Source organism: Halobacillus dabanensis (assembly GCF_900114165.1).
Taxonomy (GTDB): Bacteria; Bacillota; Bacilli; order Bacillales; family Halobacillaceae; genus Halobacillus; species Halobacillus dabanensis.
Map to the genome: position 1 here is coordinate 270207 of NZ_FOSB01000003.1, position 17423 is coordinate 287629.

Consider the following 17423-nt stretch of genomic DNA (forward strand, 5'->3'; position numbering starts at 1 on the left):
GGAGGAAGGTGTTTTTTCCTTCCGCAAGACGGATGGCTTATGACGCGAGTGTCTGGGCGCAGGAGCTGGACAAAAAGAAAAGCGCATGGCGCCGTATTGCCCCTTTTGTGTATAGGGGCACTTCCAAAATTTTAAAGAAATTACAAGGGAAAGCCAATAAGTTTACGATAAAGTTACAATTCATTTAAGATTAGTCTTCATTCCGTGCAATTGTGTATGTTTTCTATATACTTGTAAGTGGCAAAAAAGGTGACATTTCGACATTTTACAAGTAATTACTATTACTATCACACAGACACGGGGAGTTATTAGATGAAGAAAATGATTTTATGGATGACTATAATAAGCACACTATTACTTATATACCCTACCTTTGTTTTGGGGGCAACTAAACCAGAAACTCCGACTATTGCTAGCGATGCGGCGATCGTCCTCGAAGCTAATACAGGAAAAGTATTATATGAAAAGAATGCAACAACTCAATTGTATCCTGCCAGTTTGACAAAAATTGCTACAGCTATTTATGCCATAGAACATAGTGATTTAGACCAAACGGTTACTGTCAGTGAGAAAGCCTGGAATACTGGTGGATCCAGCCTCTATTTAGAAGAAGGGGAAGAAGCAAAAATGCGGGATTTGGTTGCTGGTTTGTTACTCAATTCCGGGAACGATGCCGGAGTAGCCATTGCAGAACATATGAGTGGGAGTGTGGAACAATTTTCTGAAGATATGAATGATTATCTGGAAAATGAAATCGGAGTACAACAGACCCATTTTGAAAATCCGCACGGCTTGTTTGACCCCGAACATAGGACAACTGCAAAAGATTTAGCTCTCATTACAAAGCATGCGATGGAGAATAAAACGTTCAATGAAATGTACGGTGCAAAGGTAATGGAATGGGACGGAGAGAAATGGGATGCTACTCTTTATACCCATCATAAATTAATGAGAGAGGATCCTTATGAAGGGGTAACGGGTGGAAAGACAGGTTTTGTTCCACAATCCGGCTTTACATTAGCTACAAGCGCGACCCGTGAAAATACGAATCTTATCGTCATCACGATGAAAAGTGCCTTGAAAGACCAATCTTATGAGGACACGGAGAAACTACTTGATTATGGATTCGAACACTATGAGACGACGAATATAGAGCCGGCGAAAGAATTCCAGGAGGCAAAAGATGATTTTATTTTCCCGCAGGAGGTTCCTTTCACTCATCTCAAAGAATCGGCTGTCGAGATGAAGTTAGAGGAAAATGGTCAAATGGTCATTTATGAAGATGGCGAGGAAAGAATCTCTAAACAATTAGAGAAGGTGCAAAAGGAAAGAGAACCCCAAATAAAAGAAGAGGTAGAAGAACCAAAGTGGAAAGAGTACCTCCCTTATTTTATTTTTCCTAAAGATTATTTGATCACAGAAGTTTTATATTAGACGGATGGTGAGACTAAGGGAAACGTGTACTTGGGATCACAAGTATATATGATTTCATTCTCTGGTATTCTATTGATTAGAACTTCCCTATTGTTGGGAGGTTCTTTTTTTTTCATCTAGGAAATGTTTCATGATTGCGGGTGATAGGTTCTGCATAGCGACATTCGGATCCAACCTAGAGTAAAGCAGCCCGTCTTATGGGGGGAGATCATTTTCTTCCGCCTGGTCTTTTTATGCTTCCTGTCTGTCCGCGCGCTTGAGCATTTAGCCCTTGGAGTTCTTGGTTTGCAGAATAAGGGGACCAGGTTCTAAAGGGAAAATAAAGAACTCGAGGTTTTATCTGTGTTAATAGATATGGAAAAGAGGAGAAGTGGCTGAGAAAGTGGAAATAGTTTACTAGAATCCTATGAAAGGTGAGAGGCATGATGGCATATGAACTGAAAACGAAAGAAAACGATCGAAGTGTCCTTGAGTTCATTGAGGCGGCAGTAGACAAACCTAAAAAACGGGAGGATGCCTATCGATTATTAGATATTTTCACAGTGACAACAGTGTATGAAGCGAAAATGTGGGGGGCGTCTATCATTGGATTCGGTTCTTACCATTATATATATAAGACCGGCCATGAAGGAGATGCACCACTTGTCGGCTTTTCTCCGCGCAAAGCGAACATTAGTCTTTACTTTGCCACAGGAGATCCGGACCGTGAAGCTCTATTGAATAAGTTCGGTAAGCACAAATCTGGTAAAGCGTGTGTGTACATTAATAAAGTGGATGATATTGATGAGGAGGTTTTACGTGAACTCATTCGTCAATCGGTTGCATTTTTACAAAAGACGTATCCGCAGAGTTAGTCTCCTTAATGAAAAGTAGCATGGGCTCTGGTACCATGCTATTTTTATGCTATTATAGGCAGGTCTATGAAAAGAGGGATGATATGAAAAAGAAATGGTTGATCGGTGGAATCATCCTTGTGTCCACTCTCCTGCTCCTTTATGGTACATATGAATGGATGAATGCCCGGAGTTTCCAACTGTTTGGTGGGGTGACTGACAGAGTGGAAACAGAGAAGAAAATTGTTGCATTAACATTCGATGATGGACCAACAGAAAACGCTCAAGAAATCCTGTCATTGTTAGAAGAATATGATGTGAAAACTACTTTTTTTGTGAATGGGAAAGATCTTGAGGAGAATATGGAAATAGGAAAAGAGATCAATGAGGCTGGACATCAACTTGGCAATCATACATATTCCCATGAACCTATGGTGTTCAAGCGGTACTCTTTTTATAAAGAGGAAGTTCAGAAGACGAATGAGCTGATCCGCCGAACAGGTTATGAAAAGAAAATCGATTTTAGACCTCCCTATGGGAAGAAGCTTGCCGGCTTACCTTATTACTTGAAAGAACAAGGTATGGATACAATCATGTGGGATATAGAACCAGATACCTACCACACGTCTTCAACTGGGAAAGTTTCATTTGTAGCAGAAAACATTCAGCCAGGATCTATCATTTTGTTCCATCCGATGTATATGGAAGTGGAATCAGCGCTTTCGACAATTGAAGGTATAATCGAAACGTTATCAGAAAAAGGGTATACATTCGTCACTGTGGATGAGTTACAAAAAGAGGAGCAAGATGATTGACCGGATAATTACTTAGATCAATAATATTTAGAGTGGAATTTTTTCTTGTCTGGCTCTATCCCTTCATTTTTTATAAAAATCCCATACGCATCCTTGCGTATGGGAGAGGGTTATTTTTTATGGAAAAACTCAAGAAAAGCATGATAGATTTCTGTCCCTTGATATGACAGCAAAGATAATGCTGTCAGTGAGAACATTGCAATCATAATCATTCTGAACCAGATCATTGGTGTGACCTCCTTTGATTGTTTGCTTGAATTGGCAACATCAAAGGTTATGAATCACGTAATTCGATTGGTAAAAGGTGGGGTTCAGGAAAAATAACTTACGAAAAGGACGTCCGGATTTGCTTGTTTCTTGAACCACGGTACTCACTAATAGGATAAAGACAGCGAAAGCACTAATGATTGCTTTTTTATCTGAATGATCATCTGTATTCGGTGAGTATTCAGCTAGAGTGCTTTCCTGAACGTCACCTTTGAAATAGCCGCTGTGTTGGTCGCCATGTGTAAAAGGCAACGATAATAGGAGAAACAGGAAGACGATTCCAAAGGTTAAGTGTCTTTTCATACAAAGCACTCCCTTATTCTATGAATATATCCATTTTACATGATGAACTTAAAATCGCAAGAGAAAAGGCTGTCGATTGAAGTTCTTTGATACATTATGCAGGAGATGAAAAGAGTAGTACCTTGGTGTGGTGAAAATGGGTGAAGACAGATACTTAATTTTTCGGTAAGCTGATATGAGAACTTTCCATAGAGTTCGAAGGGTTTTGTTAGGAGGTACGTAGATGAATCATGAAAATAGGCGGGAAGAGGACTCACGATATAAAGTTGCGAATAAGGAGGCACTTATCGGTGTCGGTCTCGTCGTGCTCAACTTTATTTTGTGGTATGGATTCGCCTATGGGCTCGGTTCAGGGCCTGTAGAAGAATACAATTACATATTCGGTCTTCCTGCCTGGTTTTTTTATAGTTGTATTGTGGTGACCATCGTCATCTTTATTCTTGTTATTCTCTCGGTCGTCTTTTTATTCAAAGAAGTTCCACTTGAGGATGAAGAGGGGGGGAGGGAAATGAACTGGGAAGTCGTCATTCCACTGTTGATTTTTCTTGTCATTATCTTTTTTATCGGTTTTTATGCGTCGAAATATTTAAAGACAACCGCAGATTTTCTTCAGGAGTATTTTCTCGGCAGCCGTCAATTGGGCGGCTTCATTCTCGCGATGACAATGGTCGCGACCTATGGAAGTGCAAGCAGCTTCGTGGGAGGGCCAGGTGTCGCTTATACGATGGGGCTCGGATGGGTTTTGCTTTCGATGACACAACTTGCGACAGGGTATTTTGTCCTGTCTGTGCTCGGGAAAAAATTCGCCATCATGGCAAGAAAAATCCGTGCGGTGACACTGATTGACTTTTTGAAGGAGCGTTATCAAAGCAAGTGGGTCGTCATTTTGTCTGCCACTAGTATCATCATCTTTCTTTTTTCTGCAATGGCTGCCCAGTGGGTCGGTGGGGCAAGGTTAATTGAATCGCTTACGGGGCTTTCTTATACAGCCGCATTGTTTATATTTGCCGTATCGGTCCTTGTCTACGTCATCATTGGCGGCTTCCGGGCTGTTGCCATCACAGATACGGTGCAAGGAGTTGTTATGTTTTTTGGCACGTTGATCATCCTTATCGGTACCATTATCGCAGGTGGGGGCGTGGAGAATATCGTGTCCGATTTAGCTGCGGAAAATCCTGACTTAATTTCGCCTTATGGGGCAGATGGATCGCTTACACCATTGTACGTGTCTTCTTTCTGGATTCTAGTCGGTGTCGGTGTTGTCGGTTTGCCCCAAGTCGCTGTCCGTGCAATGAGTTATAAAAGTTCCCGAGGCATGCACCGGGCGTTGATCATCGGCACGGCCGTGGTTGGCTTCATTATGCTCGGCATGCACTTAGCAGGTGTATTCGCCCGCCCTGTGTTGCCTGGTATTGAAGTTGGTGATACGGTCATGCCGCGCATTGCGATGGAAGTCCTTCCAGGCTGGCTTGCAGGGATCGTATTAGCTGCTCCTATGGCGGCGATCATGTCGACAGTCGATTCCTTGTTGTTGCTCGTCAGTTCAGCAGTCGTAAAAGATGTGTACTTGAATTATGTTAAGCCGGGAGCGGATGACAAGACAGTCAAACGTTTCAGTATTACGGTGACAACAGTAATCGGTCTGCTTGTGTTTGCTATGGCAATCCAACCGCCGGACTTGTTGATTTGGTTGAACTTGTTCGCTTTTGGAGGGTTAGAAGCGGCGTTCATCTGGCCGGTAGTCATGGGGCTATATTGGAAGAAGGGGAATGCGAGCGGGGCCATGGCTTCCATTGTGACGGGGGTAGGGAGTTATATCGTTTTTCATAGTTTCATGCCGAATGCGTTTGGGATGCACACTGTCGTGCTTCCTGTCGTTTTGAGCTTCTTAGCATATGTTGGCGTCAGTTTGCTGACAGTGAAGCAACACGCAGAAGTTCAGAAGCAGGTGTTTCAAAAATTATGGAGTTCTTAATTACTGGGGGATGGAACGGTGGTTCTGTCCCTTTTTAACTTGTGAAAAAAAGACAAATTTAAGGGAGGAAGAATGCGGAAGATAAAGAATCAATAGTTTAGCAAGAAGTAAAGGGTGGAGAAAGGAAGAGTTACGATGATAGATGTCATTGATTTTCCCAGTCGAAGGTTTAATCAAGAGCGGAGGGTGCGGATCTTTCGATCAGATGTCAGTAACAAACCGTTGCCTGTTCTTTACATGCATGATGGGCAAAATGTATTTTGTGATGAAGATGCAATCGGAGGAGTCTCTCTTCAACTAAAACAGCACTTAGATGAAAAAACGGAAGTAATTGTTGTAGCTATCGATCAGATCCCTGAATGTCGTGCTGATGAATATTGTCCCTGGGTCCATGGGAGATTTTGCGAAAGGATGCTAGGGGAACGTAGTGTTCGTGGCGGAGATGGAAAAGAGTATATTGAATTTATCACCCATGAATTGAAGCCGTGGGTCGATCACCAATATCCGACACGAAGGAATCGTACAGCAATGGCCGGTATATCCTTAGGCGGACTTATTTCTCTTTATGCCGGATGTATCTACCCTCATATCTACCAAAATATTATGGTACTCTCTTCTGCCTTTTTCAGAAATCAGGAAGAATTGGAAGGATTAATTAGAAGGTCAGACTTATCGCAGTTGGAGCATATTTATATGGATTGGGGAACTGCGGAGTCAGAAAAACCTTTCATCAATGAAGCTTTTTTACAATCTAATGAGCGAATATATGAACTTTTGAAATCCAAAGGTGTGCAGGTGGAAAAGGAAGTCGTCTTTGGCGATAAGCATCTTTACTCTTGCTTTCAATCAAGAGTCCACCATAAATTTAATTCCTTCCTAAGAGCTGTCAAAGGTGATTTTTAAGATTTATACATACCACCATTTTAAAGAGCAAGAAAAGGAAACGAAAGCTTTTGTAATAGTATGCTTTTTGGAGTGTTTTGGCTTTATTGATCATCCTATGAACCATGGCTTGAACAAGATAGAAAGCGGGGAGGTGCCGTGCTTTTTTATAAATTGAATGGGTAAGGGTATCGGGTTATTATGAGGAAGAAAGCATACTGCGTTAATTTCTTATGAAACAATGTTGGAGGAAACGGCCAAAGGGGGAATTTGGATTTGAAATTATTTGCAAACATATTGACAGCCATTATCTCGCCTATCGTATTAGCAATTGCTATAAATGTATTCATCACCCCTGAAGGTGTTGACCTTTCCTTGGTGGTATTCATCTATTCCTTACCTGTCTTTTTGATTATAGGCATACCTGTGTCTATTCTGATCAAACAGATGACGAAAAAAATGGATAGGGTTTGGAAGAGGTTCTTAACGGAAATATTGTTATTCACCATTGCCGGCTTAGGGGTAGGCGGTGTATTCGTATGGTCAGCCAGTTTGGATACCGGCGACTATCAACCAATCCTATTATTAATGACCGGATCTTCTCTCCTTTATTACTTTATATTAACGGTTACGATGTATGCAAAGAGGCTGGATAAAGAGTTTGCGGAAAGAAAGTAGAAGAACCCTGCTCCAAGGGAAAGTTTACATAAGGAGGTGGGTGGATGAGGGAACCATTTAACGATGTAATAGACCATAAGCAAACAGTCGAAGGGTATCCAACAGGGCGTAGACGGAAACTTCCAATTAAGGTTCGTTCCTTTATCCCCATGCTTTCGATTGGATTAATAGGGAATATGTTCTTGTAATCGAAAAGGAAAAGCTCAGGGTCGAGCTGGACCCTGAACCCATTATTTGTGTTTCTGCGTGTGTTTTTAGATAAGGGAAGAACCTTACTCTTAGGATTGAGCAATTTTCATAGCTGTGTGGTAGAGAAGATTGACTCCTTTTTGCAAATCTTCCATCTCTGCATATTCCAGCGGATTATGACTGATTCCTTTTTCGCAGCGGACGAAAATCATGCCATAGTCGCAGATATAGGACATGAATAAAGCGTCATGGAATGGCCCGCTCATGAGTGTTGGTGAACCATAGCCGAGTTTTGTGTCTTCTTCTTTCATAATATCTTTTATCCAGTCTGCACAATAACGTGGGTCACTTCTGGTATCTTCGCTTATGGAGTAGTCGAGGTTGAGCTCTTTACTTGTTTTTTCAATGATGTCATAGAGTTCCTTTTCCAGCTTAGTGCGTGCCTCCAGGTCGATATCTCGAAGGTCGATGGTGAATTCAACTTTTTCAGGAATGATATTACGGGAGTTTGGGAATGTTTGCACACTGCCAACCGTACCAACAGTATTCGGTGTTCCTTCTTTTCTGATCAGTTCATTGAATTCTTTCGTAATGATCGATGCGCCAAGAAAAGCATCCTGTCTCAAGTTCATAGGAACAGAACCTGCATGCCCGGCAAAACCTTCTAATGTGACCGTCAGCCAAATCGGTCCTGAAATAGCGGATACAATCCCTACAGGCTTGTCCTGCGACTCTAAGACCGGTCCTTGTTCGATATGGAGTTCAAGAAAAGCTTCGATATCTCCGGGTTTGTATACAGGACTTTGGCTCAAATCTGGTTCTACACCGAACTCTCGTAATGCTTCAAGGCGGCTGATGCCATTTTTATCTTTTCTTTCTAATTCTCCTTCTTCTAATTGACCGATAATGCCTCGGACCCCAAAGACGCCTTTATTGAACCTCGAACCTTCTTCGTCAGAGAAACAAATCACTTCAATTGTGCGGTTCGGTGTGATTCCTTGATCCTTCATCGTATGTACGACTTCAATCGCACCTAAAGCTCCAGCCGTTCCGTCAAAGCGGCCGCCATAAGGTTGCGAATCGATATGAGAGCCTAGCAATAAGATAGGTTTGTCTTTATCTTTTCCTTCGAGTCGTCCGATCAAGTTACCGAAACCATCAATATGCGTCTCAAGACCTGCTTCTTCCATCCAGATTCTGACGACATCTACAGCTTCACGATCTTCTTTGGAGTGGGCCAAACGGCATACACCAGTTTCGCCGATTTTACCGATCTTTGCTAAACTGTCTATATGCTCTTGGAATCTATCTTGATTGATTTGCAAATTACTTCTCCTCCTCGCTTTTTACTAACTATACCAAGTTCCCAATTATCTGACAATTGACATAGTGTTAAATATACATGATTACATGAAAGCTTCTGCTATTTGCAAAAATGGTGAGTATGAATCAGAGTGATAGATTTTTTTTAGATAATAAGGGGGGGTGAAAATGAATAAAAACGAGAAGATTATAAAAGAATGGGCAGATGATGTGAGAACCGACCTTGGATTTACGAAAGACATAAAAGATGTCGTATACATTTGGAATCCTGGTGGATTTGTTAACCAGTCCTACTTTTTAACAGATGGGGAAGTAAAAAGACATGTGAAGTTTGCTGAATCCAATCATGAGTCGGAACTAAGGAAGTGGTCCAGAGTTAGTGATTACTTGAATACCTATTATCATGCTCCCAAACTGATAAAGGAAGTAGAAGAAGAGGTCATACCAGGGTTTTCTTATGGTCTTGTTTCGGAGTATTTTGATGGAGCGGCGCTAAAGACCAAACAGGAACAGGGCACTATCCTTACTTCAATATTGGAGAATGTATCACAATTACATCAGGATAAGGACCTCGGTAACCTATTGGAAAGCCGAGATGAACTTACTTATGCTGATTCGTTCATAGACACCTACATAACTAGATTCCGTGAAGATCTTTCTATTATCGATGGTCATCAATATTTACTTTCCTTTGTAACAAAAGAGACCTACCAATGGTTTCATGAAGAAGTAGATCGATTAGAAAAAGAAGTGAAAAATATGAAGAGCTTTCAGGCAATAGCAAGAGATGTCACTCATAATGACTTGAGTTCACAGAATATCCTAGTGAACAGGGAAAGGTTTTGTATCATCGATTGGGATGACTTGTCGTGTCAGGGGGATGCTGCCATGGATTATACCTCTTTGCTTTGGCCACTTGCACAATCTAAGAAGTGGGAGGAAAGAGTAAGTGAGGTAGCAGGTGATAAAACAGTAGAGCGGTTATCCTTATATTTCCGGGCAAAGTTATTAGATGAGGTCATTGATGTTTTGGCTGATTATGTAGAAGCAGAAGAGATGCCAGAAGTGAAGGAGAAAACTCAAAAACGGGCGGAAAAAATCCATCTGCAAGCATACCGAAAATATCGTTTGCTATATGGCTAGAGTCCATTTTATCTTTTAAAAAACAGTGGAAGGAAAAAGAATAGTTTTATCCGGCAGGTGGAATGAGTCTATGGAGGTTCCCCCTATTCCATAGAGAGCGAATGACACTCCAACCCCATTCGCCGCCATATTGTAAATCATTGCTCCGCCAGCTGGATACAAGGAGACTCTTATTGAGAAAGATCTTTCCAAGGGATGCTATAACCTTTTTTATGAAGAGGGCATGTTTCTGTTTGTTTTTACATATCCTACTAGTACTAGAGATAACTTAGGGAGTGACAGAATGGGTTTCACATATGGAAAAGATGAACTGATTGGTGACTTGCAGGAAGTCTTTGCTAGACATAATGTCCAATCGATTCGCGTCAAAGAGCCCGGTACGTTGTTCCGTGTAGAGACAGACGGTTCGCTTACAATCGGCATCGGAGCAACCATCACTTCGTTTGAAAAGCACCCGGATGACTATCAAAGTCCGAAATTCAAATTGATTGATGGGAAGAAGAAATGATAAAAAAGATCCTGAGCTAGGGTGCTCAGGATCTTTTTTGGTGGAGTTGACTAAGCTTTCTTCCAATATGCCGCTTCCTTACTGGAGCGAAGAGGAGGGAACGTATCGCCATTGCTCAGTTCGATTTGTTTCTCATCTTCCGTTACATTATCTTTTTTACGACCATCAACTAAACCATCAAATTCGTAAGTACCTGCTTCCGGAGCCTTTTCACCTGTTTTGTAACGATCAGCCATGCTCATAAACATCCTTTCGAATTTGTTTTTGATTGTACGTACATAAGGTATATATCCCGAAAGAAAAATAATAAACCTCTTTTTGTAAAAAGAGTCACATTCGTACAGTTTTCACTTATCAAGTTTTAAGGTTTGACATTTACTTGAGAAATTTATAATATTAGTGACGTCACATAGTTTGTATAGCAACATCTTGAAAGAAGGACGTTTTTTAAAAAGGCTCGAAGAAAGTTCTGACAATAATTTGATATATTTGTTGTTGTAGCAACTAATAAAAATATAATGGAGGTTCCCATATGACTAAAGTACTTTTTATCAAAGCAAATTCCCGTCCCATGGAACAGTCTGTGAGCGTCAAGCTGTATCACACTTTTTTAGACAACTATAAAAAGGCGCATCCGGATCATGAAATCGAAGAGCTCGATTTGTTCGAAGAGAACCTGGGATATTACGATAACGATAAAATCAACGGTATGTTCAAGAAATCCAAAGGAATGGAATTGACACCAGCAGAGGTGGAAGCGTCTAATACTGTTATGACTTACCTGGAGCAGTTTTTAGCAGCTGATAAAGTTGTTTTTGCTTTCCCTCTCTGGAACTTCACAATCCCAGCTGTGCTCCATACGTATTTTGACTACTTGGCGCAAGCGGGACAGACGTTCCGATATACAGAGGAAGGTCCTGTCGGGCTACTGCCTGATAAAAAAGTTGCCATTTTAAATGCACGGGGCGGGGTGTATTCCGAAGGTCCAGCGCAGGCTGCAGAAATGGCGGTTAACTATGTACAGAATATGTTACGTTTCTGGGGTGTTGAAGACATTACGACGCTTGTCGTGGAAGGTCACAATCAGTTCCCGCATCGCGCTTCGGAAATTGTGGAAAATGGACTGGAAGAAGCAGCTTCAACAGCGGCTTCATTCTAAAAATAATAAATAAATGTAAGAGAGGCATCCTCCAAACGAGGGTGCTTTTTTTATTGAATTTATGGAAATATTTGTATGACCTGGTACGGAAGAAATTGTAAGGCCTGGTCATACAATTTTTGGAATGAATTGTTTGGCTTCTTGGGAAACTAGGGAGAAGCGGAAGGTTGAAAGAAAGTGGGGGTTCATGATGAATGAGTTATTTCAATTATTAAAGAAAGGCAATAAGCCTGCTTTGTGGGCGAGTATCATTAATGCCACTATCGCTCTAATCAAAGGGATCGCCTATTTCATAACAGGAAACGTTGCAATGTTTGCTGAAACAATGCACAGCATTGGAGATATGGCTAACCAGTTTTTCGTATTTATTGGTTCTGCTTTGAGTAAAAAAGCACCGACAGATCGGTTTCCAAATGGTTTTGCACGTTTAGTAAACCTGGTTCTTTTGGGTGCTGTTATTATCGTCGGCATTTTAGCCTATGAAACGATCAAAGAAGGTATCCATCATATTTTGCACCCACCGGAAGCTGGGTCGTGGATCTGGTTGAATTTAACGGTTCTGGGACTTGCCGCGATTCTTGAGTCCTTCGTTTTATTCAAGGCAATGAAAGAGGTTGTCGCGGATATCGGGCAAGAGGGAGTGAAAGGTTGGGGGGGTAATAAAGGTCAGCATGGCTAACATCGGGAGTGCCAAGCCTGCAACTAAACTTGTATTTCTAGAAGATATGGTGGCTACCTCTGGTGCAGTGATCGCTATGATTTCCATCCTTATTGCTACCTACACCCCTTTTCATACGGCAGAAGGGTATGCTTCTGTACTTATTGGTCTGATGCTATTTTACGTTGTTGCTCGCATTTTCTTAGATAATGCTGCAGGAGTACTTGGCGTAGCGGATGAAGAAATGGAAGAGAAAATAGGCGAATTCGTATTTGAAGACCCTCATGTAAAGGACATAAAGAAGTTGATGGTTATGAAGGAAGGCGAAGAGCTGCACGTCGAATTGAAAATCGAATTTGATCCTGATATGTCGATAGAAAAAGTTGATGGAGTTTTACATGGAATCGAGAAGAAAATTTTAAGTCAGCGAGGGGTTACAGAAGTAATCATCGAGTCAGATAAAGATGATCACAAACAAACCTGGGACCCAGAAAGCAAAGATATAGAAGATTGACTGGAATAAATTGTATGACCTGGTCAGGTGGTTTATGGAAGTGATTTCCTCTGGATGTGTTTGGCATAATGTTGGGCTTTTTTTGGAATTCTATTATAAGGAAAACGAAATGGTGAGGTGGAATTAATGGAAAAGAAAAAGAAAGACAAAGTGGAATCGGATATTATGACGCACGACCAAAATCCATATGAAATTGTTAAAGATCTTCTGAAAGAGTCTGTGTCAAGACTTGGCTTGCACGAAAACATTTATCATTTACTGAAAAAACCGACGCGAGTGTTTGAAGTCTCTATTCCTGTCCGTATGGATGATGGCAGGATTGAGAACTTTACAGGCTATCGTTCCCAACACCTTGATATCTTAGGTCCAACCAAAGGGGGGATCCGATTTCATCCTGCTGTGAACCTTGATGAAGTGAAGGCTCTTTCGGTGTGGATGTCGTTAAAATCTGCTATTATCGACCTTCCTTTGGGCGGAGGTAAAGGTGGCGTAATTGTTGATCCCGAAAAATTGTCTGAACGGGAGCTGGAGGTGTTAAGCCGTAATTACATTAAGAGTATCACTCCAATTATCGGTCCACAAAAAGATATACCGGCTCCAGATGTAAACACAAATCCGAAAGTAATGGGATGGATGATTGATGAATTCGACCAGCTCCGCGGATACAATATTCCAGGGATGTTAACTGGAAAGCCGGTTGTGCTTGGAGGTTCGCTTGGCCGTTTGGAAGCTACAGGGCGCGGAGTCGTATTCACAATACGAGAAGCCTGCAAAGTTCTCGGCATTGATTTGGGGGAAGCGACAGCAGCTATTCAAGGGTTTGGAAATGTTGGTAGTATGACTGCTAAGTTTCTGCATGAACTAGGAGTGAAAATTGTCGCTGTCACGGATGCAAAAGGTGGCATATACAAAGAGGATGGTCTGGATATTCCAGATCTATTAGCTTTCACTAATAAAGGAGAGAATTATGCTTCCAATTATGAGAAGGCTGAACCGATTAATAATGAAGAAATGTTCGCTTTACCGGTAGATATCCTTATCCCAGCGGCAGTTGAAAATCAAATCACGAAAGAAACAGCACCGAACATCAAGGCGAAAATCCTTGCAGAAGCCGCTAATGGACCAACAACTCCTGATGGGGATGAAATATTAGAGGAAAAAGGAATTTTCGTCATCCCAGACATTCTATGCAATGCTGGAGGCGTTACCGTTTCCTACTTTGAATGGGTGCAGAACAATATGAATTACTACTGGAAGGTCGATGAAATCAACCAACAACTCGAAGAAAAGATGCTGGCTGGTTTTGAAAAAGTAATCAAAATGAGAGAAGAGAAAGATTGCCGGATGCGAGATGCGGCATATATGGTGGGTATTAGTCATTTAGTCAAAGCGATGGATGCTAGAGGTTGGATTGGAGAGCAAGAGAAGTTGTAAATTATCTGGAGTTTCAGGGGTGGATGGGAAAGCGAGCCGTTTCCTGTAGCCCTAAAACGACAAAATGAAAAAAGCTGGCGCCCTGATTGGTATTAGGTCGCCAGCTTTTTTAGCTATTTCGTTTAATCCCGTAAAACTTAAGTTCTGTCATGTCTTCTAAAGCGTATTTGACACCTTCTCGTCCGATGCCGCTTTGTTTCACGCCACCATATGGGTGATTATCTTGACGATAAGTAGAGATTTCATTGATCCATACTCCGCCCATTTCGAGTTGATCAGCGACCCGGAAGGCACGGTCGATGTCCTGGGTGAAAACCCCTGCTTGCAGCCCGTAGGTCGAGTCGTTCGACTTCTGGATCACCTGATTTTCAGATGTGAACGGAATAACCGAAACGATGGGGGCGAAAACTTCTTCAGCAATGATCTTCATATCACTTTTGACATTTGTCATAATCGTTGGTTGCAGCATGGTTCCTTCCTGCTCCCCGCCTGTTTCGACGTTTGCACCATGATTGACCGCATCATCAATCCACGTCTTTGCCCGTTTTGCTTCATCCTCGTTAATCATCGGCCCGAAATCCGTTTCTTCATTCATCGGGTCACCAATCGTTAAAGATTCCGTCTGTCGGACAAACTCTTTTAAAAATCGTTCATAAATGTTCTGGTGGACATAAATTCTTTGGGCAGATATACAGACCTGGCCGGAAAATGCAAAAGATCCTTTGACGAGACTTGGTATGGCGTAAGCTAAATCTGCATCCTCAAATAAAATGTTTGGCGAGTTGGATCCCAGTTCGAGCGTCACCTTTTTAAACCCAGCATTTTTCCGAATCTGTTTTCCTACAGGCAGACTTCCTGTAAACGTTACTTTGTGAACTTTATCGTGTTTGACCAGAGGATCACCAATTTCTTTCCCTGTACCGAGCACAAGGTTCAGCGCACCTTTGGGAAGGCCTGATTCATGGAGCAGCCGGACAAGTTTATAGGCGGACAGTGGTGTTTTTTCAGCTGGCTTCAAAACGATCGTATTTCCTGCAGCGATCGCAGGGGCAATCTTATGCAACGTAAGGTTCAAAGGGAAATTGAAAGGAGTGATAGCTGCTACTACTCCCAGAGGCACACGTTTAGTAAAGCCTAACCGATCCGCTCCTCCAATGGCAGCGTCCATCGGAATTACGTCGCCCTGTATGTGTTTAGCTTCTTCTGCAGCAAAGCGTAAGACTTGCATGGATCGCTTTACTTCAGCGCGGCTGAATTGAAGTGGTTTTCCTGCTTCTTTCGTTATGGTTTCGGCAAAGTCATCCAGCCGTTCTCCCATGAGTTCCGATGCTTTCAACAAAATGTCAGCACGTTCATGGGCCGGCATTTTTTTCGTAGTTCGATGAAAAGTATCGTAGCAATTGTCAATCGCCTTATTCAGGTCTTCTTCCTTCGCAAGAGCGAGATCAACGACTGCCTCCCCGTTGTAAGGGTTGTTTGCGGTCATTGTTTCGCGAGTTTCTTCTTTATATTCTTCACCATTAATGATGGAACCGATTCGCATATCATCACCTCACTCGCATGAAATATTTTTAAGGGTTTCTGTGAGCTTCATATTTTCTTTGTAATCGACCGGACAATCGATCAGGGCGGGCTTATTCAATTGTATCGCTTTTTCTAAAGCATTACTCAAATCAGTTGCGCTGTCTATTTTGATCGCATCAAACCCAAACGATTCGGCGAGTTTAATAAAATCTGGATTGCCAAATTCGATGTAGGAAGGTCGGTCGAATTTTTTCATTTGATGCCATTCAATAAGTCCGTAACCGTCATCCCTCCATAATAAAATAATGATTGGAACGTTTAAGCGAACGGCCGTTTCCAGTTCTGCTCCATTCATAAGGAAGGCTCCATCGCCGCAAACGGCAACAACATTTCGATCCGGGGCTGCCATTTTTGCCGCAATAGCACCAGGAAGAGCGACACCCATCGATGCGAGGCCGTTCGATATTAGGCATGTATTAGGTTCGGCTGTGTGATACATACGTGCCATCCACATTTTGTGGGCACCGACATCCGATATGACGATATCCTCATCGTTCATCGCTTCTCTTAAATCTGCAATGATTTTTTGTGGTTTAACCGGGAATCCCTCGTCTTGTTTGTATTGCTCTAGTTCATCGAGCACTTTTTTACGAATGGAATGAGCCCATTGAAGATCGCGGTTCTGATTTGGGATTAGATTGTTCAACTGTTTCAAATTCTCTTTGATATTTCCAACAACATGGAGCTTCACTGGATAATGAGCGTCGACTTCCGCTTCTTCCGTATCAATATGCAAAATCGGAGTGTCTCCTGTCGGGTTCCAGTTTTGCGGTGGCGTTTCAGCCATATCAAAACCGATGGGAATGATCAGGTCCGCTTTTTCGAATCCACATGTAATATGATCTTTCCCGCTAATGCCTGCGGTAAGTAAGCTTAAATCATGTTTCCACGAAAGCGCCCCTTTACCCATGAAGGAGTGCACAACAGGGATGTCTGCTTTTTCTGCGATGGCTTTCAATTCCGTTGTCGCCTGGCAACGTGTGATGCCATTTCCTGCTAAAATGATTGGGTGTTTCGCTTCTGTGATTAATGCGACAGCATCCCGGATGACACTCTCGTCTGCTTGCGGAAGTGAGTGGTCGGAAATTGGGAGAGGTTCGGCATTGACTTCCATGCTCGCCACATCTTCAGGAAGGTCGATATGGGTAGCGCCTGGCTTCTCCTGCATTGCCACTTGATAGGCTTTTCTTACAACTTCCGGAACAATTTCACCTGTTTTGATTTGGGCATTCCATTTGGTCACAGGCTCATAAATATCGACAAGATCGTAATACTGATGAGAAATCTTGTGCTGCCGGTTCAAACCAGCCTGGCCGGTGATGGCGATTAGTGGGCAATGATCCATATTGGCATTCGCCACCCCTGTTAGAAGGTTGGTAGCGCCTGGTCCCAGCGTCGCTAAACACACTCCCGGTTTTCCGGTAAGCCTTCCGTAAGTTCCAGCCATAAATGCGGCACTCGTTTCATGACGGGTGGTGATGAATTCGATGGATGAGTCTAGTAATGCGTCCATTATATCGATGTTCTCTTCACCAGGAACACCGAAAATGTATTCGACGCCTTCATTTTCTAAACATTTGACTAGTAATTGTGCAGCGTTCATTTCTTTGCCTCCTTATCGCTATTATTTTGCGTCAAGTCAGAGAAAGTTATGAGGAGGTAAATGGAAAAGGTGTGTATCATTCGCTGATTCTCACTAAAAATCATTGCGGAGATGAATTTCC

The 17423-nt window shown here is 42.3% G+C and carries 17 protein-coding genes and 1 pseudogene; 13 read left to right on the plus strand and 5 right to left on the minus strand.

Translation table 11 applies throughout. The features are described from left to right. From BMZ58_RS21320 to BMZ58_RS07320, 4 genes are all read left to right on the plus strand, one after another. Positions 1–188, plus strand: a 188-nt coding sequence (locus BMZ58_RS21320; RefSeq protein ID WP_208601406.1) for a hypothetical protein, incomplete at its 5' end; no start/stop codon positions are given. Between the two features lie 124 nt (positions 189–312). Next, positions 313–1434: a D-alanyl-D-alanine carboxypeptidase family protein gene (locus BMZ58_RS07310; protein WP_075035891.1), complete on the plus strand. Its 1122-nt coding sequence runs from the start codon at positions 313–315 to the stop codon at positions 1432–1434. A gap of 425 nt (positions 1435–1859) precedes the next feature. Further along, positions 1860–2288 carry a DUF1801 domain-containing protein gene (locus BMZ58_RS07315; RefSeq protein WP_075035892.1) on the plus strand — a complete coding sequence of 143 codons (429 nt, stop codon included), beginning with the start codon at positions 1860–1862 and terminating at the stop codon, positions 2286–2288. An 83-nt stretch (positions 2289–2371) separates the two neighbouring features. Then, the gene (locus tag BMZ58_RS07320) at positions 2372–3082 is read left to right on the plus strand and encodes a polysaccharide deacetylase family protein (RefSeq protein ID WP_075035893.1); all 711 of its coding nucleotides are present in this window, start codon (positions 2372–2374) and stop codon (positions 3080–3082) included. A 267-nt stretch (positions 3083–3349) separates the two neighbouring features. On the opposite strand, the gene BMZ58_RS07325 is transcribed toward BMZ58_RS07320, so the two are convergent. Next, positions 3350–3652 (minus strand): hypothetical protein, encoded by a 303-nt coding sequence (locus BMZ58_RS07325; protein WP_075035894.1) that lies wholly within the window; start codon positions 3650–3652, stop codon positions 3350–3352. A gap of 223 nt (positions 3653–3875) precedes the next feature. On the opposite strand from BMZ58_RS07325, the gene panF reads away from it, so the two are divergent. The 4 genes from panF to BMZ58_RS21030 all read left to right on the plus strand — a co-directional run bounded on the left by panF (position 3876) and on the right by BMZ58_RS21030 (position 7375). Then, the gene (gene panF, locus BMZ58_RS07335) at positions 3876–5627 is read left to right on the plus strand and encodes a sodium/pantothenate symporter (RefSeq protein ID WP_083412598.1); all 1752 of its coding nucleotides are present in this window, start codon (positions 3876–3878) and stop codon (positions 5625–5627) included. A 135-nt stretch (positions 5628–5762) separates the two neighbouring features. After that, the gene (locus tag BMZ58_RS07340) at positions 5763–6530 is read left to right on the plus strand and encodes an alpha/beta hydrolase (RefSeq protein WP_075035895.1); all 768 of its coding nucleotides are present in this window, start codon (positions 5763–5765) and stop codon (positions 6528–6530) included. 255 nt (positions 6531–6785) lie between these two features. Further along, positions 6786–7187 (plus strand): hypothetical protein, encoded by a 402-nt coding sequence (locus tag BMZ58_RS07345; protein WP_075035896.1) that lies wholly within the window; start codon positions 6786–6788, stop codon positions 7185–7187. Between the two features lie 44 nt (positions 7188–7231). Beyond that, positions 7232–7375, plus strand: a complete 144-nt coding sequence (locus tag BMZ58_RS21030; protein WP_167360043.1) for a hypothetical protein — start codon at positions 7232–7234, stop codon at positions 7373–7375. A 90-nt stretch (positions 7376–7465) separates the two neighbouring features. Here BMZ58_RS21030 and BMZ58_RS07350 read toward each other — a convergent pair whose 3' ends face one another. After that, complete coding sequence (locus tag BMZ58_RS07350) at positions 7466–8701, minus strand: Zn-dependent hydrolase (protein WP_075035897.1); 1236 nt, start codon at positions 8699–8701, stop codon at positions 7466–7468. A gap of 166 nt (positions 8702–8867) precedes the next feature. Here BMZ58_RS07350 and BMZ58_RS07355 point away from each other — a divergent pair, with 166 nt between their 5' ends. Beyond that, a complete protein-coding gene (locus tag BMZ58_RS07355) occupies positions 8868–9842 on the plus strand; it encodes an aminoglycoside phosphotransferase family protein (protein WP_075035898.1) in 975 nt (324 codons plus the stop codon). Positions 9843–10125: 283 nt separating this feature from the next. Next, the gene (locus BMZ58_RS07360; RefSeq protein ID WP_075035899.1) at positions 10126–10350 is read left to right on the plus strand and encodes a hypothetical protein; all 225 of its coding nucleotides are present in this window, start codon (positions 10126–10128) and stop codon (positions 10348–10350) included. 50 nt (positions 10351–10400) lie between these two features. Here the strand turns inward: BMZ58_RS07360 and BMZ58_RS07365 are convergent, their stop codons facing one another. Beyond that, positions 10401–10586: a YjzC family protein gene (locus BMZ58_RS07365; RefSeq protein ID WP_075035900.1), complete on the minus strand. Its 186-nt coding sequence runs from the start codon at positions 10584–10586 to the stop codon at positions 10401–10403. 296 nt (positions 10587–10882) lie between these two features. Between BMZ58_RS07365 and BMZ58_RS07370 the strand changes: the two genes are divergently transcribed. The 3 genes and pseudogenes from BMZ58_RS07370 to BMZ58_RS07380 all read left to right on the plus strand — a co-directional run bounded on the left by BMZ58_RS07370 (position 10883) and on the right by BMZ58_RS07380 (position 14115). Continuing rightward, positions 10883–11509, plus strand: coding sequence for an FMN-dependent NADH-azoreductase (locus tag BMZ58_RS07370; protein WP_075035901.1), 627 nt, complete (start codon positions 10883–10885; stop codon positions 11507–11509). A 190-nt stretch (positions 11510–11699) separates the two neighbouring features. Continuing rightward, positions 11700–12681: pseudogene (locus BMZ58_RS07375) on the plus strand (cation diffusion facilitator family transporter). 126 nt (positions 12682–12807) lie between these two features. After that, the gene (locus tag BMZ58_RS07380; protein WP_279626122.1) at positions 12808–14115 is read left to right on the plus strand and encodes a Glu/Leu/Phe/Val family dehydrogenase; all 1308 of its coding nucleotides are present in this window, start codon (positions 12808–12810) and stop codon (positions 14113–14115) included. A 109-nt stretch (positions 14116–14224) separates the two neighbouring features. Here BMZ58_RS07380 and BMZ58_RS07385 read toward each other — a convergent pair whose 3' ends face one another. Both BMZ58_RS07385 and BMZ58_RS07390 read right to left on the minus strand, forming a co-directional pair. Next, positions 14225–15658 (minus strand): aldehyde dehydrogenase family protein, encoded by a 1434-nt coding sequence (locus BMZ58_RS07385; protein WP_075035902.1) that lies wholly within the window; start codon positions 15656–15658, stop codon positions 14225–14227. A 9-nt stretch (positions 15659–15667) separates the two neighbouring features. After that, positions 15668–17302: an acetolactate synthase large subunit gene (locus BMZ58_RS07390; RefSeq protein ID WP_075035903.1), complete on the minus strand. Its 1635-nt coding sequence runs from the start codon at positions 17300–17302 to the stop codon at positions 15668–15670. Positions 17303–17423: the final 121 nt, after the last annotated feature.